The sequence below is a fragment of the Streptomyces sp. Sge12 genome, from assembly GCF_002080455.1.
Classification (GTDB): domain Bacteria; phylum Actinomycetota; class Actinomycetes; order Streptomycetales; family Streptomycetaceae; genus Streptomyces.
This window is the reverse complement of sequence record NZ_CP020555.1, coordinates 7,211,769-7,234,362: the sequence shown is the minus strand read 5'-3', so window position 1 is coordinate 7,234,362 and position 22,594 is coordinate 7,211,769. Positions and strand designations below refer to the sequence as shown.

The 22,594-nt window shown below is 72.9% G+C and carries 21 protein-coding genes and 1 pseudogene; 6 read left to right on the top strand and 16 right to left on the bottom strand.

The features are described 5' to 3' along the window. Window positions 1-45: 45 nt before the first annotated feature. Complete coding sequence (locus tag B6R96_RS32355; protein ID WP_237291576.1) at window positions 46-1,545, top strand: MFS transporter; 1,500 nt, start codon at window positions 46-48, stop codon at window positions 1,543-1,545. Here the strand turns inward: B6R96_RS32355 and B6R96_RS32350 are convergent. After that, on the bottom strand, window positions 1,466-3,403 hold the full coding sequence (locus B6R96_RS32350) for a glycoside hydrolase family 5 protein (RefSeq protein WP_081524442.1): 1,938 nt from the start codon (window positions 3,401-3,403) through the stop codon (window positions 1,466-1,468). The genes B6R96_RS32355 and B6R96_RS32350 overlap by 80 nt on opposite strands. A 212-nt stretch (window positions 3,404-3,615) precedes the next feature. Between B6R96_RS32350 and B6R96_RS32345 the strand changes: the two genes are divergently transcribed. The 3 genes from B6R96_RS32345 (at window position 3,616) to B6R96_RS32335 (ending at window position 5,399) form a co-directional block, all read left to right on the top strand. Beyond that, entirely contained in the window at window positions 3,616-3,924 is a 309-nt protein-coding gene (locus B6R96_RS32345; RefSeq protein WP_081524441.1) for a hypothetical protein, read from the top strand. Between the two features lie 297 nt (window positions 3,925-4,221). Continuing rightward, complete coding sequence (locus B6R96_RS32340) at window positions 4,222-4,683, top strand: Crp/Fnr family transcriptional regulator (protein ID WP_237291575.1); 462 nt, start codon at window positions 4,222-4,224, stop codon at window positions 4,681-4,683. Window positions 4,684-4,955: 272 nt separating this feature from the next. Then, window positions 4,956-5,399 carry an SSI family serine proteinase inhibitor gene (locus tag B6R96_RS32335; protein WP_237291574.1) on the top strand — a complete coding sequence of 148 codons (444 nt, stop codon included), beginning with the start codon at window positions 4,956-4,958 and terminating at the stop codon, window positions 5,397-5,399. A gap of 83 nt (window positions 5,400-5,482) precedes the next feature. On the opposite strand, the gene B6R96_RS32330 is transcribed toward B6R96_RS32335, so the two are convergent. Genes B6R96_RS32330 through B6R96_RS32320 form a run of 3 tightly spaced genes read right to left on the bottom strand, consistent with a single transcriptional unit; the run spans window position 5,483 to window position 7,746 of the window. Further along, a complete protein-coding gene (locus tag B6R96_RS32330) occupies window positions 5,483-6,337 on the bottom strand; it encodes a GNAT family N-acetyltransferase (RefSeq protein ID WP_081525353.1) in 855 nt (284 codons plus the stop codon). After that, window positions 6,334-7,275: an ATP-grasp domain-containing protein gene (locus B6R96_RS32325; RefSeq protein ID WP_081524440.1), complete on the bottom strand. Its 942-nt coding sequence runs from the start codon at window positions 7,273-7,275 to the stop codon at window positions 6,334-6,336. Before B6R96_RS32325 ends, B6R96_RS32330 begins: the two co-directional genes overlap by 4 nt. A 42-nt stretch (window positions 7,276-7,317) precedes the next feature. Then, complete coding sequence (locus B6R96_RS32320; protein ID WP_079403791.1) at window positions 7,318-7,746, bottom strand: hypothetical protein; 429 nt, start codon at window positions 7,744-7,746, stop codon at window positions 7,318-7,320. A gap of 152 nt (window positions 7,747-7,898) precedes the next feature. Here B6R96_RS32320 and B6R96_RS32315 point away from each other — a divergent pair, with 152 nt between their 5' ends. Then, window positions 7,899-8,627, top strand: a complete 729-nt coding sequence (locus B6R96_RS32315) for an SIR2 family NAD-dependent protein deacylase (RefSeq protein WP_081524439.1) — start codon at window positions 7,899-7,901, stop codon at window positions 8,625-8,627. A 68-nt stretch (window positions 8,628-8,695) separates the two neighbouring features. Here B6R96_RS32315 and B6R96_RS32310 read toward each other — a convergent pair whose 3' ends face one another. From B6R96_RS32310 to B6R96_RS32270, 9 genes and pseudogenes are all read right to left on the bottom strand, one after another. Then, window positions 8,696-9,196 (bottom strand): VOC family protein, encoded by a 501-nt coding sequence (locus B6R96_RS32310; RefSeq protein ID WP_081524438.1) that lies wholly within the window; start codon window positions 9,194-9,196, stop codon window positions 8,696-8,698. A 126-nt stretch (window positions 9,197-9,322) separates the two neighbouring features. Continuing rightward, window positions 9,323-12,901: a bifunctional glycosyltransferase/CDP-glycerol:glycerophosphate glycerophosphotransferase gene (locus B6R96_RS38670; RefSeq protein ID WP_081524437.1), complete on the bottom strand. Its 3,579-nt coding sequence runs from the start codon at window positions 12,899-12,901 to the stop codon at window positions 9,323-9,325. A gap of 193 nt (window positions 12,902-13,094) precedes the next feature. After that, entirely contained in the window at window positions 13,095-13,469 is a 375-nt protein-coding gene (locus B6R96_RS32300; protein WP_030384432.1) for a hypothetical protein, read from the bottom strand. 135 nt (window positions 13,470-13,604) lie between these two features. Continuing rightward, on the bottom strand, window positions 13,605-14,024 hold the full coding sequence (locus B6R96_RS32295) for a roadblock/LC7 domain-containing protein (protein WP_053170084.1): 420 nt from the start codon (window positions 14,022-14,024) through the stop codon (window positions 13,605-13,607). A gap of 71 nt (window positions 14,025-14,095) precedes the next feature. Then, window positions 14,096-14,893, bottom strand: coding sequence for a hypothetical protein (locus B6R96_RS32290; protein WP_030384430.1), 798 nt, complete (start codon window positions 14,891-14,893; stop codon window positions 14,096-14,098). After that, entirely contained in the window at window positions 14,890-15,330 is a 441-nt protein-coding gene (locus B6R96_RS32285; RefSeq protein ID WP_030384429.1) for a hypothetical protein, read from the bottom strand. The genes B6R96_RS32290 and B6R96_RS32285 overlap by 4 nt, the downstream gene beginning before the upstream one ends. A gap of 187 nt (window positions 15,331-15,517) precedes the next feature. After that, window positions 15,518-15,748 (bottom strand): annotated as a pseudogene (locus B6R96_RS32280) (helix-turn-helix domain-containing protein); the annotation flags it as partial. A gap of 147 nt (window positions 15,749-15,895) precedes the next feature. Further along, window positions 15,896-16,552 carry a DUF6461 domain-containing protein gene (locus tag B6R96_RS32275; RefSeq protein WP_237291573.1) on the bottom strand — a complete coding sequence of 219 codons (657 nt, stop codon included), beginning with the start codon at window positions 16,550-16,552 and terminating at the stop codon, window positions 15,896-15,898. Window positions 16,553-16,608: 56 nt separating this feature from the next. Beyond that, window positions 16,609-17,172, bottom strand: coding sequence for a TetR/AcrR family transcriptional regulator (locus B6R96_RS32270; protein WP_081524436.1), 564 nt, complete (start codon window positions 17,170-17,172; stop codon window positions 16,609-16,611). 129 nt (window positions 17,173-17,301) lie between these two features. Here B6R96_RS32270 and B6R96_RS32265 point away from each other — a divergent pair, with 129 nt between their 5' ends. Then, window positions 17,302-18,564: a helix-turn-helix domain-containing protein gene (locus B6R96_RS32265; RefSeq protein WP_081524435.1), complete on the top strand. Its 1,263-nt coding sequence runs from the start codon at window positions 17,302-17,304 to the stop codon at window positions 18,562-18,564. Here the strand turns inward: B6R96_RS32265 and B6R96_RS32260 are convergent. The 3 genes from B6R96_RS32260 to B6R96_RS32250 form a co-directional block, all read right to left on the bottom strand. Beyond that, window positions 18,482-20,422: an APC family permease gene (locus B6R96_RS32260; protein ID WP_081524434.1), complete on the bottom strand. Its 1,941-nt coding sequence runs from the start codon at window positions 20,420-20,422 to the stop codon at window positions 18,482-18,484. The two genes, B6R96_RS32265 and B6R96_RS32260, sit on opposite strands and share 83 nt — an antisense overlap. A 51-nt stretch (window positions 20,423-20,473) precedes the next feature. Beyond that, on the bottom strand, window positions 20,474-21,943 hold the full coding sequence (locus B6R96_RS32255; RefSeq protein WP_107475625.1) for a helix-turn-helix domain-containing protein: 1,470 nt from the start codon (window positions 21,941-21,943) through the stop codon (window positions 20,474-20,476). 177 nt (window positions 21,944-22,120) lie between these two features. Beyond that, a complete protein-coding gene (locus B6R96_RS32250) occupies window positions 22,121-22,576 on the bottom strand; it encodes a (2Fe-2S)-binding protein (RefSeq protein WP_030384422.1) in 456 nt (151 codons plus the stop codon). Window positions 22,577-22,594: the final 18 nt, after the last annotated feature.

Genomic DNA, 22,594 nt, shown 5'->3' with positions numbered 1-22,594 from the left:
CAGAGACCGCAGAGGCCGCCGAAGCCGCGCAGTGATTCCGCAACCGTGCACGGACCGCGCCGTACCGGCGACGACGGGAGCGCCGGCGCACGCCCGCCCGCCGTCCCGTGGGCGCTCGCCGGCCTCTCCCTCTGCGCCCTGCTGTCCTCGCTCGGCACCGGCATCGCCCACGTCGCACTGCCGACCCTGACGCAGGTCTTCTCCGCCTCCTTCCAGCAGGTGCAGTGGGTGGTCCTCACCTATCTCCTCGCCATCACCACCCTGGTCGTCGGGGTCGGGCGGCTCGGTGACCTCGTCGGCCGGCGGCGGCTGCTCCTGGCCGGCATCGGCCTGTTCACCGCGGCCTCCGTGCTCTGCGCCGCCGCTCCGGCGCTCTGGCTGCTGGTCGGCGCCCGGGCGGTCCAGGGCGTGGGGGCGGCCGTCATGATGGCCCTCACCATGGCGTTCGCCGGTGAGACGGTCCCGAAGGAGCGGACGGGCAGCGCCATGGGGCTGCTCGGCACCATGTCCGCGGTGGGCACCGCTCTCGGTCCGTCGCTCGGCGGCGCCCTGCTCGCCGGGTTCGGCTGGCGGGCGCTGTTCCTCGTCAACGTCCCGCTGGGGCTCCTCGCGTTCCTGATCGCCCACCGCCATCTGCCCGCGGGCCGGGCAGCGTCCGGGGCCGGCCGGGCCCGCTTCGACCACCTGGGAACGCTGCTGCTCGCAACCACCCTCGCGGCCTACGCACTCGCCATGACCCTCGGCGGCGGCCGGTTCGGCGCGCTCGAAGCGGCGCTGCTGCTGGCCGCCGCCTGTGGCGCCGCGCTCTTCGTGCGCGCCGAGGCGAGAGCGGCGTCACCCCTGGTCCAACGGGCGCTGCTGCGCGACCCGGTGATCGGCACCGGCCTGCTCTCGGGCGCGCTCGTGTCGACGGTGATGATGGCGACGCTGGTGGTCGGGCCCTTCTACCTCTCCCGCACGCTCGGGCTGGCCGAGGCACCGGTCGGACTCGCCCTGTCGGTCGGCCCGCTGGTCGCCGCGGTGACCGGGGTGCCGGCGGGCCGACTCGCGGACCGGTTCGGCGCACGGCGCACGACCCTTCTCGGGCTCCTCACGATGGCGGCCGGGGCCCTCGCCCTGTCCGTGACGCCGGCGACCCTCGGCCTCCTCGGGTACGTCGTCCCGCTCGCGGTCGTGACCGCCGGCTACGCGGTGTTCCAGACGGCCAACAACACCGCGGTCATGGCGGACGTCGGCCCGGACCGGCGGGGCGTGGTCTCCGGCATGCTCAACCTCTCGCGCAACCTCGGCCTCGTCACCGGTGCGTCCGTCATGGGCGCCGTGTTCGCCCACGGGGCGGCGACGGCCGACATCGCCTCGGCGCCGGCCGCGGCCGTGGCCGCCGGAACGCGGTTCACCTTCCTGGTGGCGGCGGTGCTGATCCTGGTCGCGCTCGCCGGCTGCGCCGCCCTCGCCCTGCGGCGCCCTACCGGCCCGCGCCCGGCCCCGGCAGCGGACGGCACAGCAGGGCGGCCGGGGAGGGTCGGGTGGCGGCGCGGGTGGTGAAGGCGATGCCCGCCGCGTACTCGGTGGGAAGGCACTGGCCCTTGTGGTTCCCGTAACCGAAGTCTCCGCCGGGGCCGCCGGGCGGGCGGTTGTCGCCGCGGTCGAACCAGAGCGTCCGGCCGCCGCCCGGCAGGGCCGTGCGGGCCGGGGCGCAGAGCGCCGCCGAGACCCGCTCGCCGCGCAGGCTGTAGCCGATCAGGAACTGGCCGGCCGGGCACTGGAACTTCGTGTAGCCGGTGGCCCAGTCGCCGCCCGCCGGGACGTACCGCTCGTCGCGGACCACGGTGTGGCCGCCCGTCGGGGCACGCAGGTCGGAAGTGGCGCACAGGCCGCGGCCGCCGGTGTGGGCGAGCCCGGCGAGGCGCGCACCGTCGGGGCAGACCGCCTTGCGGGCCCCGTTGTCCCAGTCGCCGGTGGCGCGGGTGCGCAGCGAGGCGTTGTGGTCGCGGTGGTCGGTGGTCAGCTGGTACCAGGCGGGGGTGGCGGGGACGGGCCCGGTGCGGCCGGGGGTGGTGGCGAGCGGGGTCCAGCGGGCGGTGCGCCAGTCTCCCGGGTCCAGGGCGCCGGAGCGGCGGCCGGCGGCGTCGTAGCGCAGCAGGGCCCAGCTGTCGCCGCCCGGGTTGCCCTGGGCGTCGGTGCTCCAGCCGACGAGGGGCCAGTACGCGAAGTCGGCGTCGGAGCGCGTCAGGTAGCCGGTGAGGCGGTCGAACCAGGTGCGCGGGGCGGCCCCGCTCTCGTCGGCCCCGATGCCGAACTCGCTGATCCAGACGGGGGCGGTGAAGTGCGTGCCGGTCTCGGCGGACACGAAGAAGGCCTGGTCGTAGAGGGTCTGTTCGAGCTGCGCCGCGGTCATGTCCTGGTAGCGGAGGTCGCTGGTCTCGCCGATGCCGGTCGCGCCGCTGTGCCGGGGGCCGGTGTACCCGTAGAAGTGGGCCGAGTAGACGAGCTTGTTCGAGGTGACCAGGGTGTGGGAGAGCGTGCGCACGGGGGTGAGGGTGGGGCGGCCGTGCGGGAAGCCGTCCACGGGCAGGCCGAACCAGTTGATGCCTTCGACGACGATCAGCAGCTGGGGGTTGGCCTCGGTGAGGATGCGGTCGGCGGCCTCCTGGGCGGCGGCGTGCCAGTCGTGGTTGTCGCCGAGGCCCCAGTTGGGGTCGTCGAGGACGTCGCGGCGGACCTCGTTGTAGAGGTCGGCGCCGACCACGCGCGGGTTGTCCCGGTAGCGGCGGGCGAGGAAGACCCAGTCGTCGGCCCACTGGGCGGTGGACCGGCCACTGTTCCAGCGTTCGTTGCCGTCGAGGCCGCAGCACCACCGGGTGGTGACGGTGTGGTTGTTGAGGATGACGGCGAAGCCCGCGTCCGTGAGGGCGGCGACCACGGCGTCGAACACCTGGAGGGGGGTGCGACCGCGCAGGACGGGATTGGCGGCGACCGCCTGGTCCGGGACGGGGGCGCCGTCGCGCAGCATCTCGTTGGAGAAGGGCAGCCGGATGCTGTTGAGCCCCAGGGCCCGGAAGTCCGCGATCAGGGTGGACAGGGGGACCCGGTCCAGGCCGACCGGAATGCCGTGGGCGTTCTGCCCGCTGTGGTGCGTGGCGGGATCGCTGCGGTCCCCGGAGCCGTTCCAGGAGCCCTGGGCTCCGTCCCAGTTGCCCGAGCGCAGGCGGAAGCGGTTGCCCTGCGCGTCGACGATGTACCGGCCGCGGGTGGACAGGGGCGGGGTCCACGTCTCGGCGCTGCCCGCACCGGCCGCGGGTGCGGGCGCCGGGGCGGCGAGGGCGGGCCCTGCGTACGGCGCCGACACCACGCCGGCCAGCAGCAGAAGGGCACAGAGCACCGCGCGTAAGAGGCTCTTCATCTCGCTCCTGCCAGGATCCGGCCGTCCGAGCGGGCGGCTGCCGCCGGGCAGGTTACCGGCGGGTCGCCTCCGGGGGAAGGTGACCGCACGCCCGCTTTCGGGCGCGCACGCCCGGTCACGTACGGTCACCCTGCGGAAACCGCCCCGCGTCGGGCCGCGCCCCTCTACCGTGCCCTGAGGTGATTCGGGCACGGCACCGGAGGGCGGGGCGGATGGACGAGCAAAAAGACATGCGGCTGGCGGGAATGACGCCGGAGATCTCCCGCCGCACCCTGACCCTGCTGCGCGGTCTGGCGGGCCTGGAACCGCCCGAGCAGGTCCCCGAGGAGGCGATGGTCGTCGCCGACGCGGTGCTGGCCGAGCACGGCACCGACGGACTGCGGGTGCTGGTGATGACGCTGGCGGCCTGGGCGACGGCCCAGATCGAGAACGTGGCCGAGCTGAGCGGGCGCAGCCACGAGGCGGTCCTGGACGCGATGGAGCTGGCCTGCATGGAGGCGAACGCCGAGGACACCCCTTAGTTCGTCTCTTTCGGATCTTGTCGGCCGAGCCCGCGGTGTCCGGTGCCGTACACGGCAAGGCGGAGGGGCGCCCGTGTACTGGACGTACTCGGTCGTCCCGACAACGCGGCCGGGTGCGGTACCGGGCGTCGCGGGCCCGGCAAGATCCGAAAGAGACGGCCTGGGCGCCGCAAGGCCTCCGCGCCCGCGTTCCCGCATCCGGCGGGGAAGAAACCGGGCACGATCGGGCCGCGAATCGCCGGGTGTCGGCGACACTGGGAGAGCAGGAGCGTCATGGGGGGTCGATCGGAGGCCGTCGTGAGCACACCTTCCCCCATCCGGATCGCCGCCGTCCTGTCCACCGAGCACCGTGGACGGCTGATGTCCCAGGCCCGCGAGGTGAATTTCCCGGAGAGCGCGCGCATCTTCGACGAGGGCACGAGGGCGGATTCCTTCTGGATCGTGCGTTCCGGCACGGTGACCCTGGAGATCCCCGTCGCCGGCCGCCGGCCCGCGCCCGTGGAGAGCCTCGGCCCGGGCGAGCTGGTGGGCTGGTCCTGGCTGTTCCCGCCGTACGTGTGGCAGCTGGGCGCCGAGGCGATGACACCGGTGCGGGCGTACGAGTTCGACGCCGCGACCGTCCGGATGCTGATGGACGCCGACCCCACCTTCGGGTCCGCCGTCGGGCACTGGGTCGGCCGTGTCCTCGCGATGCGCCTCCAGCAGACCCGCACCCGCCTGCTGGAGCTGTACGCGCCCCGCCTCACGGCCACCGGCTAGATTCGCCGCGCAGGCGCAGCTGCACGGGGACCGTGCGAGCCCGTTGTGGCAGATCACAGCCGGGCCCGGCAGGTTTAGGGGAGGTGTCCCGGTCGTTGTTCGGCCGATTCGGCAGCCCGTTCCCCCACAGGTCAGCTCGTTCGCACGGCTGCGGTCTGCACTCATTCGTACACGATCCGTGACGAGAAATGAGGGTGCGAACGGGCGTTCACCGCTTGGGTCGGCAAGACTCTGTCCGCTATCCGAAACGCCAACCCAAGGGAGTGTTCGCAATGCGGTCCATCGCAAAGGGTCTCGGGCTCGGTTCCGCCGCCATGGCGCTCACCGCGCTCACCGCACTGGCCTGGCCGGGCACGGCCGGAGCCGCGCCGACCGGTACGGAGAGCCTGTACGCGCCGTCCGCGCTGGTGCTCAGTGTGTCGGCCGGACCCGATGCCGACGCGGGCGCGGCGCTGCGTGCCGTGACGCTCGTCTGTTCGCCGACGCCCGGCGGCACGCACCCGAGCCCGGCCGCCGCGTGCGGCGAGTTACGCGCGAACGGCTCGCAGCTCGACCCGCTCGCCGCACCGGCCGCCGACGCCGTGTGTACCAGGGAGTGGAACCCGATGACGGTCACCGCCGTCGGTGTGTGGCAGGGCCGCCGCCTCCACTACACGTACACCTTCGCCAATCCGTGCGGCCTGCGGAACACCAGCGGGGCGCTGTTCGGCTTCTGACCCGCGTGATCCGGTGATCCGGTGATCCGGTGACCGGGTGGGCCGGGCGGCGCCGTGCGACCGCCGTCCGGCCCACCGCGCCGTCAGCCCAGTTCGAGGCTGGTCACGCCGAACAGTTCGGTCAGGGCGAGGGCCGGGGTCGGGCCGGTGTACATCCGGGCGGTCTCGAAGGCCGGCGCCATCCCGAGACGTTCGAACAGCGCGGCCGCCTCCGGGTTGGCGTCCGGTGCGTCCACGGACACCGTCCCGTCGGGCGCGTGCCGGGCGAGCCGCCGCAGCAGGGCCGCCGCGATCGCCGGCGTGGCCGCGTACAGGGGACCGATCCGATGGGCGGCGCTGGACGGGCGGATCACGCCGAGGCCCTCGATGCGGCCGTTCCGTACGGCGGCCAGCGCCGTCCGGCCGGGCAGTGCGGTCCAGGCGGACAGGAAGGCGTCGCGCGCGGCGGGAAAGAACCTCCGGTCGTAGGCGGCGAGCAGGCCGAAGGGGAGGGTGCCGGCGTCGACGATCTCGACGCCCGCGTCCCCCTCCCCCGCTTCCCCGCCCTGCGGCGCGCCCTCGTAGCGGAAGTTGTTCCAGGCGGAACGGAAGCCGGACTTGCGGTAGTTGTCCTGCTGGTCGACGACCCCGTCCAGGCCCACCAGCCGTCCGTCGAGCCGCTCCATCCCGGCGTGCCACAGGCGGATTCCGTAGCCCCGCCCGCGGACGGCCGGCCGGGCGATGTAGAAGCCGATGAAGCCGAAGCCGGCGCCGTAGCGCACGGCGGAGATGCAGGCCACCGGTTCGCCGTCCAGCCGTCCGATGAGGAAGCCCTCCGGGTCGGCGACCGCGAAGGCGAACCGGTCCGAGTCCCCCGGGTTCCAGCCCTCCTCGTCGGCCCAGTCGCGCATCAGCAGCATGTCGGCGGCGCTCGCCCCGGTGATCTCGAATCCCGTCATGCCGGTGTTGTACCAGATGGGGCGGGTGTGCACATGAGTGCCTGATCGGCCGTCAGCAGCCGGACGAACGCGGCGTGATCGGCCTCCCGGTGGAGGTCGCTGACCTGTCCGTCCCCCACTTCGACGACGCGCCAGACCCCGTCCGCGCGCAGGGCGAGGTCGGTGGTCACGAAGGGGCAGTCCAGTGCCTCGACGGCCGCCCGGACCGGTTCGAGGTCCGGTGCCGGAACCTCGGCGACCGGGCTGTCGGGGTGGGCGGTGACCATCCGGGGCGTTCCCTCCCGCCACCACACCCGCACCTCGGCGGCCGCATCCCGCGGCGCGACGAACTGCTCGAAGGCCCGCAGCACCACCCCGCCCGTCAGGAACTCCCCCTGCAGTTCCACGAAGCGGGCGACGACGCGGTGCAGCGCGGCCGCATCCGCGAGGTCGGGCACGTAGCAGGCCTCGTCCCACTCGTGCTTGCGGGACTTCACGTAGTCCTTCACTACGGCGGCCCCCGGCGGCAGGCCCGCCGCGAGGACGGCCAGACCCTCCTGGTCGGGCGCCGCACCCTGCGCCGTCGGCAGCCAGCCACTGACCGGGGTGAGTCCCGCGAAGGTCTCGTACCAGCCGGGGAGTTCGTGCGCGCGGCGGTAGGCCTGCGGCGGCACGGCGAGCTCACAGCCGCGGCCGCGCAGGGCCGCGTCCAGTTCGGCGTACCGGCCCGCGGGGATCATCCACCCCCGGTACCAGGCGGTTCCGGCGCCCTCGGGCACGCGTGCCACGGCCCGCTCGGCATCCCCGGCGAGCAGCGCGTCGTGGTCGATGAGCAGGACCGTGCCGCCGGCGGCACGCAACTGCCGGGCCTCCGCCGCGAAGTGGGCGTCGGCCCGGCGCTCGTGCAACGGGTCGGAGCAGTAGAGGACGGTGGTGGTGGTCGCGGTGGTCGTAGCCATGCGCCCACCCTATGAACGGCCCCGTGGATCACCGTACGGTTTTCAGCCCGCGCAGATCACGTCGTCGAGCCGGATGGGGTTGGAGTCGAGACGGACGTACGCGGTGAAGGTGTCCGTGATGCCGCTTTCCCAGTGGGTGGTCACGGTGGCCCAGCCCACCGAGGCGCCCTTGGCGACGGTGACGGGGCCGATGCTGATGTCCCGTGGCTCGTTGTGGGCGCAGAGCAGCACGTCGACCTCCTCATTGATCTGCTGTCTCTCCTTGAGGATCTGCGATACGCGGGTCTCCCGGTCCTGCGCGGAGGGACCGTGGTCACCGTAGAAACCGGTCAGGAAATCGCTGATCTGGGCGGCGGTGTGCCCCTTCCCGGCGACCGCGGCGGTCGCCGCGAGGGCGGGGACGGACGGCATGACCGGCAGCGCGAGCAGGGTCAGCAGCAGGGCACCGAGGCGGTACGGCTTGAGCATCATGTCCGGTCTTGTACCCGCCGGACCGGAGGATCGGGAGGGCGCGGCCCGGATCTCACTCCTGCGGGGGGCGGGATTCACCGCAGAAACGACCCTCCGGCCGGTGCGCGGAAATGGGCTCGCGGGCGGCCCGCCCCCGTACGTAGGGTCGGTGCATGGGGAAGCCACTTGTCGCACTGTTCAGCGGGGCCGGGATGTCCACCGACTCCGGGATTCCGGACTACCGGGGGCCCCAGGGCCTGTGGCGGCGGGACCCCGACGCCGAGAAGCTCGTGACGTACTCGTACTACATGGCCGATCCGGAGATCCGGCGCCGCTCCTGGCAGATGCGCGCCGAGATCGGCGCGCTCGGAGCACGGCCGAACGCCGCGCACCTGGCCGTGGCGGAGCTGGAGCGGAGCGGCATCCCGGTGCGGGTGATCACCCAGAACGTGGACGGCCTCCACCAGCTCGCCGGGATGCCCGACCGCAAGGTGTTCGAGCTGCACGGCAGTGCCCGCTCGGTGGTGTGCACGGCCTGCGGTGCCCGGTCGGGCATGGACGAGGCGCTGGCCCGGGTGGCCGCCGGGGAGCCGGATCCCGCCTGCCCGGCGTGCGGCGGGATCCTCAAGTCGGCGACGGTGATGTTCGGCCAGCGGCTCGACCCCGAGGTGCTGGCGCAGGCCGTCGCCGTGGCCAAGGGGTGTCAGGTCTTCATCGCCGTCGGGTCGACCCTCCAGGTGCAGCCCGCCGCGTCGCTCGCCGGGATGGCCGCGGAGGCCGGGGCCCGGCTGATCATCGTGAACGCGGAGGAGACCCCCTACGACCCCCTGGCCGACGAGATCGTCCGCGAGCCGATCGGTACCGCCCTGCCGGCCCTGCTGGCCCGGATCGCCGCACCCTGACCTCCGCCGGTCCGCCGCCCTGACCCGCGGCGGTACCGCACCCCGGCCCACGGCGTCGATCCCGCGTCCTACCCGGCGTCGGCCGCCCGGCGCATCTGGGCCACGTCCAGCTTCTTCATCTGCATCATGGCCGCGGTGGCCCGGGAGGCCCGCCCCGGGTCCGGGTCGGAGATCAGGTCGATGGCACCGGCCGGGATGACCTGCCAGGAGACGCCGAACTTGTCCTTGACCCAGCCGCAGACGCCCTCCTCGCCGCCGTCACTGGTCAGCGCGGACCAGTAGTAGTCCGCCTCGGCCTCGTCGGCGCAATGGATCTGGAAGGAGATCGCCTCGCTGAAGGTGAACTGCGGGCCTCCGTTGAGGCCGATGAACTTCTGGCCGTTGATCTCGAACTCCACGACCATGACCGAGTCGGCCCGGCCGGGGCCGGCCTCCGTGTAGCGGCCGATGCGGCCGAGCCTGCCGTTCTTGAAGACCGACAGGTAGTAGTCGGCGGCCGCTTCCGCGTTGCCGTCGAACCACAGACACGTGGTGAATCCGCTGCCGCTGCCGTTGCCGTTGCCGCTCATCTCTGCCTCCGGGCCGGGGTGGTGGACGGTGGACACCGTCCCTCACATACAGACCGGCCCCGGACCCGAAATTCATCGGTGGTCCGGGGCCGGTCCGTCATTCAGCCCGAAATTCGCCCGTACGGCTTACTTCGCGGGAGCCGCACCCATCGCGAGCATCCGCTCGACGACGCGCTCGGCGGCGTTGCCCTCGTCCAGGTCGCAGAACTCGGCGCGGAACGCCGCCCGCGCCTCGGCGTACTCCGCCCCGACCGCGTCCGCGTTGCGCACGGCCTCGATCAGGCTCGCCGAGTCGGCCAGCAGCGGTCCCGGAGCCTTCTCCTCCAGGTCGAAGTTGAAGCCGCGCAGCGTGCCGCGGTAGTGCTCCAGGTCGTACGTGAAGAGCAGGATCGGCCGGTCGGTGTGCGCGAAGTCGAAGATCGCGGAGGAGTAGTCCGAGATCAGCACGTCGGCGACCAGCAGCAGGTCGGCCGCGTCGGGCCAGCGGGACACGTCGACGACGAATCCGTCGCGGACGCCGTCACGGACCTGCTCGGTCACGTGGTGGTGGCCGCGGACCAGCAGGACGTGGTCCTCGCCCAGCTCGCGGCGGGCCTCGTCCAGGTCGATCCGCAGGTCGAGCTTGTAGCCGCCCGAGAAGCCCTCGTTGTTCTCGCGCCAGGTGGGCATGTAGAGGACGACCTTCTTGCCCTCGGGCAGGCCGAGCCGCCGCCGGACCTCGGCGATCCGCTGCGCGTCGGGCCGCACCAGCGCGTCCGCACGCGGGCTGCCCGCCTCGATGACCTCGCCGTCGTAGCCGAGGGCGCGCTTGAGGAGGGGCGTGGCGTAGGAGCTCGGGGAGGCGAGCAGGGTCCACTGGGCACTGTCGTGCTCCAGCCCCTCCAGGATGTCCGGGCTCGTGTAGTAGTCGTGCACGAAGTCGTGCCCGATCTGCTTGATCGGCGTGCCGTGCCACGTCTGTACGACGACCTGGCCGGAGCGGCGCTGGAAACGCCGCGGCACGTTGTCGTTGGTCACGTAGTAGCGGGCGCGGGCCAGCACCTCCCACGACTCCACGCTGTTGTACTGCACGGCGCGGGCGGTCTTCGGGACCTCGGTCTGGCCGTCGCGAACCAGCCAGATGTGCTCCAGCTTCTCGCCGCGGCGCACCAGCTCCTCGTGGATGGCGCGCGGCGAGTCGCCGGAGCTCTGCCCCTGGAAGGTGTCGTAGACGACGATGTCCTTGACCGGCAGGGCGCGCTGCGCCGGGTAGGTCTCGAACCGGGCGACGCGCTGCGCGTAGTTGGAGCGGTCGTGCGGGCTGATCAGCGGGTCGGCGACGAGCACCATGCGGTCGTGGAAGCGGGTCTCGACCCGCATCCGGCGGCCCTGGACGGTGAAGGGGTGCGGCCCGGTGAAGAGGAGCCCGGGGCTCATCTGCACGGGGGCACCGCGGTCGACACCGAGCAGTCCGGCGGTGGTTCCGCCCTGAGCGACGGGACGCATCGTGGGCCACCAGCGGCCCTCGGGGAGCGTGGTGCGGCCGGCGTACGCCTCGGGGAGCACGGGCCGGAAGACCGCCTCGAAGGTGTCCCCGTCGCGGGTCACCGGGTAGCAGTACTCCACGCCGTGCGCGTTGTGCACGACGAACTCGTACGGCTCGTCGGTCGGCGCGACGAAGCGGCCGCGCAGGGTGAGGGTGCCGTCCTCGGCCGAGACCTCGTCGACCAGCGGCGGCGAGGGCTGCACGGAGAGGGTGAGGTGTCCGGTGTTGCCGCGCTTGGCGAAGAGGGAGCGGCCGGTTTCCTCGCCGGGCAGGGGCAGGACGAGACCGTCGAACCCGCCGCGCTCGTCGTGGACGAGGCGGTGCTCGGTGCCGTCGGGGCCGATGACCGAGAGGCTCCAGGGCTCCGGGGCCCACTCGCCCGGCTCGCACGGGGCGTCCGGTACGGCGGCCAGTTCGGCCAGCGGGACACGGGCGGTGAAAGCGGTGCGGCCGGCGCCGGACGCGGCGCTGTCCAGCGGGAAGGTGAGGACGGTGCCGGTGGTGACGTGGACGGCCTGCAGGGTGGTGGCGCCGACGGCCTCGGCGGAGAGTTCACCGGTGATCTCGACGGCGTCGTCACCGGCGGGGTGGACGTCCAGCGCACGGGCGCGGGCGATCTCCACCTGGATGGTGAGGGCGCCGGAGACGGCCGGGACGATCCGGACGTCGGGGGCCACCCAGTACGGCGGCGGGCTCTGGCCGGTGTCGTGCTCCCCGCCCCGCAGGCGGGCGCGGTGCAGGCCGCCGGCTCCGGTGACGGCGATGGACGTGGTCCATATCCCCTGGTTCCACTTGCCGCCCGACTGGAAGATCGAGGGGTCGACGACGGCCGTGAAGCCGGCCCAGTCGGCGTGCCGCAGGGCGAGGTGCGGGGCCTTCACCGTGGCCATCGGGGAGGCGACGGTGCGCGCGCTGACGACGGAGCGGCGGCGCTTGCCGCCCTCGCGGAAGACCAGCATCTTGCGGGAGCCGAGGCGGCTCTCCGCGCCGAGGTGGCCGGGGAGGGCGTAGCCGCGCAGCAGCAGCTTGCCGTCGACCCAGCTCGCCTGCTCCAGGCGGCTGACCACGCGGCGCTCGCGCGGGCCGAGGGTGAGGATCTTGGCCGGCACCGGCGGGCGGCCGTGCAGGAAGGGGTAGTCGGCCTGCGGGCGGGCGAGGCCCTTGACCGGCACGCTGTAGCTGTAGTCGCGCTGGTGGTCCTGAAGCGCGATGAAGTCCTCGACGCGGCCTTCGCCGGCGAGGTACGCCTTGAGCCGGTCGGCGACGGTCAGGTCGGACCAGGGGCCGGTGCCGATCTCGCGGACGAGTCCGCCGACCTCCTTGACGAACGCGGCGCGGAAGTCGGGGCCGCCCTCGCCGACGTACTTGTAGATGAGCGGGAGTTCCTCGCTCAGCACGTTGTAGTCGTAGTCCCGCAGGTAACGGACGTACTTGGCGCCCTGCTTGGCCTTGAGGGACTCACGGACCAGGCGCACGGACTTCACGCGGTCGATGAGCGAGATCGGGTCGGTGGAGCGCTGGGTGATGGAGCGCTCGCCGGTCTCGCGGACGCGCCAGTGGTAGACGCAGTCGCTGATGATGTCGACGCTGGACGCGAAGTAGTGCGCGGGGATGCTGACCGGGGCGTCCTCGTAGAGGATGCCCTCCGGGTACTGGAAGCCGTGCCGGTCCCAGAAGCTGCGCCGGTAGACCTTGTTCCACGCGGTGCGGTCGGTGACCAGCGCCGGGAACTTGGAGATGTGGGTCTTCAGCTGGGTCCGGGCGAAGGCGGCCCGGTGGCCCCAGGACTGCTGCATGCCGACGGAGCGGAAACGCTTGACGTTGCCGCCCGCGAAGTCGGAACCCGTCTCGTCGAGGGCCTCGATGAGACGCTGGTAGGCGTAGTCGGGCATCGTATCGTCACTGTCGACGAAGGCCAGGTACTCGCTGTCCTTGTCGGCGTGACGCGCGCCCACGTTGCGGGCGGCACCGAGGCCTGCGTTGTCCTGCATCACTACCCGGAAGCGCTTGTCCCGGGCTGCGAACGCCTTCGCTATGACGGCGCTGGTGTCCGTGGACCCGTCGTCCACGAGGATGACCTCGAAGTCGTCGAAGGTCTGGGATGCGATCGATTCCAGGCACTCGTCGAGGTAGAGCTCGACGTTGTAGACGGGGACGACGATGCTCAGGCGCGGGGGCATGGGTGGCGGTTTCTCCAGCGTTTTATGCTTTGTCGATGATCAGCTGCTCACAGCATCCTACTCTGTAACAGAGTCATAAACTCCACCCATATGGGGCATAGGCGGCTGATCGCCAGGGCGGACGGCAAAGAATTCAGCCGTCCGCCACTCGGACGATGCGATTGGACCCGGCCGACCGTGCCCGATGGGCCGGTCAGATCTCCAGTTCGGCCTCGATCTTCTTCAGCTGGTGACGGGCCATCGCGAGGTTGGCCCGCCCCTTGTCGAGGGCCAGGTAGAGGAAGAAGCCCGAGGATCCGCGGCTCTTCATCAGCCGGATCAGGTGGTACTGGCCGCCGAGGGTGATGAGGATGTCCTCGATCTCGTCCTTGATGCCGAGCATCTCCATCGTGCGGACCTTGGCGCGCACCACGTCCGTGTTGCCCGCCGCCGCGACCGCGAGGTCGAGGTCCTTGCCGCCCCCGATCGTACCGAGGGCCATACCACTGCCGTAGTCCACCAGGGCGGCACCGATCGCGCCTTCGATGGTGGTGGTGGCTTCCTTGAGTGCGGTGTCCACATTGACCATGAGAGGTTCCTCTTTCTCGTTTCACTTGACTGGGATACGACTGGATACGACTGGGATGTGACGGGAAGGTGACTGGCAGTAGCGGTGGCGGCTCGTGCCGGACCCTCGGGTCCTGCCGCCGACCGGAGCGCGCGTTCAGCCCGGCGGGGCTCCGGGACCCCGGACCCCGAGGGTGCGGTCGATCAGTTCGGCGATCCGCAGACTCGAACGCCGGGCCTCCAGGTGGAGGCGCCCGACGTTGACACGCGGCTCGGCGGTCAGGGTGAGGACGGCCGCCAGGCCGGCCGCGTAGGTCGCGACGTATCCGTCCTCACCCCGTACGAGCAGTTCGCGGAAGGCACCCTGGCCGGTGCTGTCGCTGAGCCGCTGGGCCACACCGAGGGCGGCCGCGGTGAGCGCGGCGACGGACTCGGCCTCGGCGGCGGCGCTGTCCTGGGCGAGGACGAAGCCGTCGGCGCTCGCGGCGAGGGCGCCGGTGAGCTGGGGTACCCGGGCCCGCAGCCTGCGGAGCTCCGCGAGTATCTCGGCCTCCGTCTCGGGGGGCACCGTACTCATGTCGGCCTTTCTCCTTTCGGGCTGCCTACGCTCGGAGCGGTCGGCGCGCAGGGCCGGTCGCAGCGGGAGCCTCACAGACTTGCCTCCAGTGCGTCGCGTAACCGGCGGAGCAGCGCCACGTCCGGGGATTGGGCCTCGGTCATCCAGTCGGGCAGGGGCGCCACGGCCGGCGGCGGGGCCGGGGTGTGAGGGGTCTCGACCAGGCCCGCCGCCGCGAGGCGCCGTACGTCGAGCAGGGTGTGGAAGGCGGGCCGGCCCAGGACCCACGCGAGGTCGGCCGGGGTGCGCAGGCCGTCGGCCTGGCCGAGCAGGGTGCGCTGCCGGGCGGTGATCGTCTGGCCGGGCGCGGCCGCCCGGGGCACCACCGGCGAGGTGTCGAGCAGGGGGTACGGCCAGACCGCGTCGAGCAGGTCCCGGCGACGGCGGGTCTCGCGCTCGACGGCGGCGGCGGGAACGGAGCGGACGGAGCCTATCCAGTGGGTGGCCCCGCGGCGGAACCGGGAGGGTCCGCTGCCCGGGGAGAGTGCGAAGAAGGCGGCGTCGAAGATGGCGGCGAGGTGGCATATCTCCAGCTCCCCGCCGGCGAGCCCGCCGCTGTCCACGAGGAAGCGGGCGACCTGGCGGCGGGCGCCGGCCCGGTCCACCGCCTCCCGCCACCGCTCGGGCGCGAGGCCGCCGCCGGTGGTGAGCAGTACGTCGAGGCCGGGGGTGGCCGGACTCTCCGCGTGCACGATGCGGCCGTCCTCCAGGAAGAGGGTGCCGCGGTCGCGGAGCAGGGCGCCGGTGGCGCGCTCCGCGGCGAGTCGGGTGAGTAGGGGTGAGACAGCGGCGAGGGCGTTCGCGTTCACGGCCGCGACCTGGGTGGTCATCTGAGCACCAGTCCCTCGGCCAGGGCGCGGAGCCTGTGGCGCGCGAGGGCGAGGTTGCCGTCCGCACGGTCGAGCCACAGGTGCAGGAATACGCTGCTGTCGAAGCTCGTCTCGACGAAGCGCAGTACGTGGTATCCAGTGCGGGTGGTGACGATCAGATCCTCGACGGGCGGGCCGGCCGGTAAGCCGGCGGACGAACCGGCGGAGGGTACGGCTCCGCCTCCGTGTGCCGAGTCGGTCTCCACGGGGGCGAAGGACTCGTACTCGGCGGCCGCCCGGGCCAGTTCGGCGGTCTCGGCGGCGGTGGTCTCGTGGTCACCCACGGGTGATTCCCCGGCGGTGCCGAGGGCCAGTCCGCTGCTCCAGTCGACCAGCGCGGCCCCCCGCGCACCAGGCAGGGCCATGGCTTCGAGCAGGCATTCGTCGATCCCGGGCACGCGGGCTCCCCTCCCGGCCGGACGTGCTGGGTGCACGGTGGTACGGCGCGACAGGAGGGAACTTACTCAAGTTCCACAGTACGAAAGGGCGTTCTGGCATTTTCCGCTGGAACATGCCAGGAAGGGTGCGAGAGCTTGGCCGGAACGCGTCGGAATCTGATCACGAGGCGAGCGGAAGATCGTCCGCGAGGCGGAACGACCCTCCCTCGCGCAGCACGTAGCCCTCGTGGCTGAGGGTGCGCAGCAGGTGGTAGACGGTGGGCAGGGGGATCCCGGTGAGCCGGGCCAGCCGTTTGGCCGTCGCACCGCCCTCCGCGGACATCGCTTCCAGGAGGCGCAGCGCGCGCTGCACGGAACCGATCAGGGTGGGTGTGCTGTCCTTCTGACTGTGGTCGGCCTGACTGTGGTCGGCGCCCATGGCTGGTCCCCCTGCTTCGGTACGAGGCCTGGCGAACCCATCAAAGTCGCTCATCGGGCGCAAGACCAGCGGGACTCGCGTAAACCTGAGCATAAGATCACCGCATCCTGAAGCCCGGGCGGGCGGCGAACGGCCATCGCACGCCCCCTATCGCGTGCAGGTCACGTACGCCGGGAGCGGGGTGTCCGCGATCAGGCGGCGCGGCACGGACAGTCCGAAGCGGCGTTCCAGAACGGCGAGGACGCGCCGGTCGCGGTCCCCCTCCGCCTCGTCGGCCGGCCGGGCGCACGCGCCCTGCGGGGTGAGGATGCCGGCGGCGATCAGTTCCGGGAGCAGGAAGTCCGGGCGGTGTCCGCCGCGCCAGACCTCCTCGCCGAGGCCGAAGCAGCACACCAGCTCGCCGTCCCGGGCGTACGCGAACTGCTTGGGCGGATGATCGGGCTGCGGGTCGAGGTGGACGGCCTCGACCCCGTCCCGGGAGACCTCGGCGAGCCGTTCCGCTCCGGCCGGCAGGCCGTGTTCGACGGCGAAGGACCAGCCGCCCCACCGGCCGACGCGGGCCACGCCGTCACCGTCCACGGTCTCGGCGACCAGGCTCCAGGCGGCCGCCGCGCCCAGCGGCCCGGGCCGCACCCCGGGCAGGGCCCCGAGGCGTGCGGCGAGTTCGTCGGGGCCTATGCCCCGGGCGAAGGTCAGACCGGCGAACCACTGGTCCCAGTCGGCCAGCCACCGGATCCCGTCCGCCGCATCCTCTGCGACATCCGATATTTCCCTGAGGCCCTCAATGTCCGCGATATCCGCCATGTCCGCACTCTCCACGGTTTCCCCACCCCGCCGGTGCTTGTTCACCGGCACGATAGTCATTCCGCGGGCTTCTCCGGGAGGAGGCGCTCGACCATCGTTTCAATGAGCCCCTGCGCCGGGTGTGCCTCCAGCATCGCGGGTGCGGTCAGGTCGTCCACGATCAGGCCGAGCATCGCCAGGTACATCAGGACCACGCCCTGCCGGTCCCCGGGCAGACCCGCGTCCAGGTGCCAGGTGATGTTGGCCTCCAGCTCCAGGCCCTGGAAGGCGGCGAGCTCCGTCTGGAGCTCGGGGCGCCGGGTGCCCTCCAGCCGCAGTTCCAGCATCGCGATGTGCACACTGCGCTCGCGCCGCATCCGTTCCAGGAGCCGGGCGAGCAGGACCGCGGTGTCCGGCGTGCCGGCGAGGTCCGCCGGGTCCGGCACCAGCCGCTCCCGGGTGCGGTGCAGGATCTGGACGAGCAGCTGGGACCGGTTGGCGAAGTAGTTCGACGCGGTGCCCGTGGGCACGCCCGCTTCGGCGTCCACGGCGCGCAGGGTCAGCCCGCGCGAGCCCTCGCGCGCCAGGACTTCGATGGCGGCGTCGAGCAGCGCGGAGCGGCGCTGCGGGTTCTGGCGCATGAGCGGGTCCCAGGGGGTGGAGGGGGCAGTTCCGGTGAGCACTGCAAGTGCAGTGCTTCGGTCACGGTAGCGGACGCGGCCGGTCCGGGCCCTCCCCACCGCCCCCTCCCCCGTGTCAGGCTGCGCGTCATGGAGCGGATCATCGAGGAGATACGCGAGGACCTGTCCCGCCGGATCGCCGTGGCGGCGGACCGGCTCGCCGACCGGACGCTGACCGAAGACCCCGCCTACGCCGCCCTGCTGGGCCGGGCCGAGCTGCGCGAGCGGATCCACCACCACCTGCGCCAGGCCGTCGAGGGCCTGACGCGCAGCTCGCGCGGCCTGCCGGTGGAGCTCGCCGAGGCCCGGGCCATCGGTGCGCTCCGCGCCGAACAGGGCCTGCCGCTCGCCTCCCTGCTGCGCACCTACCGCCGTGGCGGCCGGCTGCTCTGGCAGAGCCTGACCGAAGCGGTGGCCGCCCACGACCGGGCGGCGCTGCCCCGGCTGCTGCCGGGAGCGGCGGCGCTGTGGGACGTACTGGACCAGATGACGGACGCCGTGACCGAGTCGTATCACCGCACGGAGGCCGCGCACGGCGATCGGGACCGGGAGCGCCGGGCCGCCCTGCTGGACGTCCTGCTCGACGGCGCCGGCGGGCCGTCGGGCACGGCCGATGCGGAAGCCGCCGCGGTCCAGCTGGGGTTGCCGGAGCGGGGCCGCTTCGCCGTGGTCGTCCTGGCCGGCGACGGCTCCGGGGTGCACACCGCCGGCACCGGGAGGAGCGCCTCCGCGCCGCGCGTGCTGTGGCGGGTCCGCGCCGACGGGGAGATCGGCCTGGTGGAGCTCGGCCACCATCCGCTGGAGTCGGTACGGGACCTCCTCGCGCCCCTCGGGGTGCGCGCGGGGGTCGGCCCGGTCGTCGGGACGCCGGCCGAGCTGGCCCGGGCCCACCGGCTGGCCGCCCTCGCGCTGCGCACCGCCCCTGAGGCCGAGGGCCCGGGCACCGCACTGCTGGACGAACGGCTGCCGGCGGCCCTGGTCGCGGGCCAGGCCGAACTCGCGGGCCGGCTGCGCCAGGTGGTGCTTGGCCCGGTGCTCGCGCTGCCCGCGGAGGACCGGCGGACACTGCTGACCACCCTGGGCACCTGGCTGACCTGCCGGGGTTCGACCTCGTACGCCGCGCAGCGGCTGTACTGCCACCGCAACACGGTCTCCAACCGGCTGCGCCGGCTGGAGCAGCTGACCGGCCGTTCGCTGTCCGACCCGCGGCACGTGGTGGAGTTGGCGCTGGCGCACTCGGCGGTGCTCCAGCGCGCCGCCGCGGAGACGGCTAGCCGTCCCGCCGTACCGGATCAGCGGATCGCGCCGACTCCAGGAGGTACGGCACGTCGATCACCGCGACGCCCGGGGTGAACAGCAGCCGCGCCTTGAGCCGCAGGGCGTTCTGGTTGTGCAGGGGCTGCTCCCACCAGTGGCCCACCACGTACTCGGGGATCACCACGGACAGCATGTCCGTTGCGGTGTCGGCGGCCAGTTCCTCGACATGGGCCAGGATCGGGCCCACCACCTCCCGGTACGGGGAGTGCAGGATCTTCAGCGGAAGGCCGGTGTCATGCTCGGCCCACGCCTCGCGCAGCCGGGTGGCCTCCGCTTCGTCCGCCGCGACGGTGACCGCCGTCAGGGTGTCGGGGCGCAGCCCCTGCGCATAGCCGATGGCCTTGAGCGTCGGGGCGTGCACGGCGGCGACCAGGACGAGGACGTGGTGGTGGGCGGGCCTGCGCGGGGTGGCGTCGGGGGCGATGGCGACCTGCCGGGCGACCTGCTCGTAGTGGCGGCGGACGCCCTTCATCCCCAGGAAGAGCAGCGGCATGGCGATGACGACCAGCCAGGCGCCGTGCGTGAACTTGGTGAGCAGCACGATGATCAGGACCAGGGCGGTCAGGGTCGCGCCGACCGCGTTGATGGCGAGCCTGCGGTGGATGTGGATGCGCTCCTCGCGCGGGGTGGCGGGTGAGGCGAGCACCTTCCGCCAGTGCCGGACCATGCCCGACTGGGAGAGCGTGAAGGAGACGAAGACCCCGATGATGTAGAGCTGGATGAGGCGGGTCAGTTCGGCGTCGAAGGCCACGATGAGGGCGATGGCGGCGAGGGCGAGCAGGACGACGCCGTTGGAGTAGACGAGCCGGTCGCCGCGGTTGTAGAGCTGGCGGGGCGCGTACCGGTCCCTGGCCAGGATCGAGGCGAGCATCGGGAAGCCGTTGAAGGCGGTGTTGGCGGCGAGGATCAGCACGCCGGCGGTGACGGCCTGGAGCAGGTAGAAGAGGAAGTGCCAGCTGCCGAAGGTGGCACGGCCGATCTGGGCGAGGGCGGTGGAGGTCGCGGTGCCCGGGGGCAGGCCCAGTTCGGTGGGGTCGGCCGCCACGTGCACCTGGTAGGACATGGCGAGGGCGGTGATGCCGGCGAACATCGTCACGGAGAGCACGCCCATCGCCGCGAGCGTCGTCGCCGCGTTCCTGGCCTTGGGCTTGCGGAAGGCGGGTACGCCGTTGCTGATCGCCTCGACGCCCGTGAGGGCGGTGCACCCGGAGGCGAAGGCCCGCATCGTGAGGAACACCAGGGCGAGTCCGGTGTAGGTGTCGACCGGGATGATGGGGAGGTCGGCGGACTCGGCGCGGATGGTGTCGCCGGTGCCGAGGCGGACGGCCGCGACGGCGAACATGAGGTAGATGACGAGGACGAAGCCGTAGGTGGGGATGGCGAAGACGCGGCCCGACTCCCGTACGCCGCGCAGGTTCATCAGGGTCAGCAGCACCACGAAGGCGACGGACAGGGCCACTTCGTGGTCGTTCAGTGCGGGAATGGCCGAGGTGATCGCGGAGACGCCGGACACGACCGAGACGGCGACGGTCATCACGTAGTCGACGAGGAGGGCGCTGGCGGCGGTGAGCGCGGCGGTCTGCCCGAGGTTCTCCGCGCTGACGACGTAGGCGCCGCCCCCGCCGGGATAGGCGTGGCAGGTCTGCCGGTACGAGGCGACGACGACGATGAGCAGGAAGACGATGGCGGCGGCCGCGTACCAGGTGAGGTGCAGCAGTGCGACGCCGCCGAGGGCGAGGATCAGCAGGATCTCCTCGGTGGCGTAGGCCACGGAGGAGAGCGGGTCGCTGCAGAAGATCGGCAGGGCGAGCCGCTTGGGCAGCAGGGTCTCGCCCAGTCGGGCGGTGTCGAGGGGTTCGCCGACCAGCACGCGTTTCGCATTGATACGCCTCATTCGGGCATGATCGTCCATTCTTGTCGGCGATCAGCCCTTCTGGGGCTTGTGTCACCCGGCGAGCTCCTCCGCCCGGTGCGCCAGCCACAGGTCGTGCCGGGCACTGGGGGACTGCAGCAGGGAACGCTCCAGCAGTGCCTCGATGCGGGTCAGCCGCTTGCGGGCGCCCGGGACGGAGACGCCCAGTACCGCGGCCGCCGGGACGAGTTGGGCGTCGTGCGCCAGCCAGGTGCGGACCGTGTCCCGGGCTCCCGGCGGGGCGTCCGGACCGCTCAGCCCGCTCAGATGGGCACGGGCCCAGTCGGTCAGGCGCGGATCGCGCAGCACGTCGTCGAGGCCGGGGGCGGCGGTCCCCGGGGCGCCGCCGCTCCCCGCGCCCGCCCGGACCCCCGGCCCCGCCCCTGCCCCTGGCCCTGGACCCGCTCCCGAGGTCAGCCGCAGGGCCAGGGAGAGCGCCGCCTGGTCCGCCAGGCGCGCGAGGTCCAGGCCGAGCAGCGCCTCGATCAGTCGGAGCCGGGCCGCCAGGGTGTTGCGGTGGACCTTCAGGAGCCGCGTGGCGTGCGAGGTGAAGTTCAGCCAGGCGTGGGCGGTGGCCCGCAGCTCCTGCCCGCCGGGGTCCTGCGGGCGCCGGGGCGCGTACGTGTGCAGGGGCGCGAGCAGCGCCTCGGCCCAGGCGGCTCCCGCCTCGTGCGCGGCGAGCGCCAGTTCGGGGCCGGGCCCGAACCGGGCGTGCCGATCGGCGCTCCCGCGGGCGACGGCCAGTGCGTGGAAGGCCTGGGTGTAGGCGGTCGGGGCCTCGCGCAGGGCCAGTTCCCCGCTGACCCCGACCGCGCAGTCCCGGGCCCCCTCCACCAGCGCTTCGGCCAGCGGGTCGCCGGAGGCGGCCCCCGCGGCCGGGGCGGGCGGGGCGAGCACGATGAGGTGGCGCACGTAGACCGGGCAGCGCACGATCCAGGCCCGGCCGTCCGTCAGTTCCCGGCAGAGCCGGGCGACTTCGGCGCGCCGTCCCGTCGGGCATTCGACGACGTACATCCGCATCGGGTCGGGCAGTGCGGGGCCCAGCGTGCCCGCGATCTGGTGGGCGGTGGACAACCAGCCGTTCATCAGCAGGTGGAGGACGGCCTCGCGGGCCTGCCCCTCGGCGCGCCGGACCCGTTCCTCCCGCCGCCCGGCCTCCTCGGCGCGCAGGACGAGGCCCAGCGGGACGGCGGCGTCCGCGAGGAGTGCGGGCGCGTCGGGGTGGTGGGGCTGCTCCAGTACGGCGGCCAGCGCGCGCCTGCCGTCGAGTGCGAAGAGCAGGGTCGCGCAGTCGGCGCCGTGCAGGACCGCCGACCGTACGCCGCGGGCGCCGAGCTCGGCGGCGCCGCGCACGGCGGCCTCGGGGGCCGAACCGTGCTCCGCCTCGGGGTCCACCACCGCGACCCATCCTCCGAGGTGGGAGGCGAGCCACTCCAGCAGCGCGGCCGATCCGCCGGCGTGGGCGAGCCGGTGGACCTTGAGGATGTCGTCGGACCGGGACACGGCCGCATTCAACCACCCGCCGCACACTGTGCGCTGTGATACCGGTCTCGCCCGGTCACTGGGCAGGACGAACCCTGCGCACGCCGCCGCCCGCACGTAGGTTGTCGGACGAGCGGCAGGATCCCGGCGGCTTCGATGCGATCGGACACGGGGGAAGCCACGGGATCCCGCCGCCACTCACATCCGGCGTGCCGCGCTGCGGATGGCCTCCCGGATGCGGAAGTAGGTACCGCAGCGGCAGATGTTGGCGATGGCGTCGATGTCCTCGTCCGTGGGATCGGCGGTCCGCTTCAGCAGCGCGACGGCGGCCATGATCTGGCCGGGCTGGCAGAAGCCGCACTGGGCGACGTCCTGTTCGAGCCAGGCCTCCTGCACGGGGTGCAGGTCGTCCCCGTCCGCCAGGCCCTCGATGGTGGTGACCGACCGGCCGGCGCAGGCGGAAACGGGCACCACGCAGGGGCGGATGTCGGCGCCGTCGAGGTGGCTGGTGCAGGCCTTGCAGACGTCCACCCCGCAGCCGTACTTGGGGCCGCGGACGCCCAGCATGTCGCGGAGCACCCACAGCAGGGGCAGGTCGTCGGGCGCGTCCACGGTGACGCTGCGCCCGTTGACGGTGAAGGTGTGCGAGGGCACGGCGGTACTCCTGGCTCG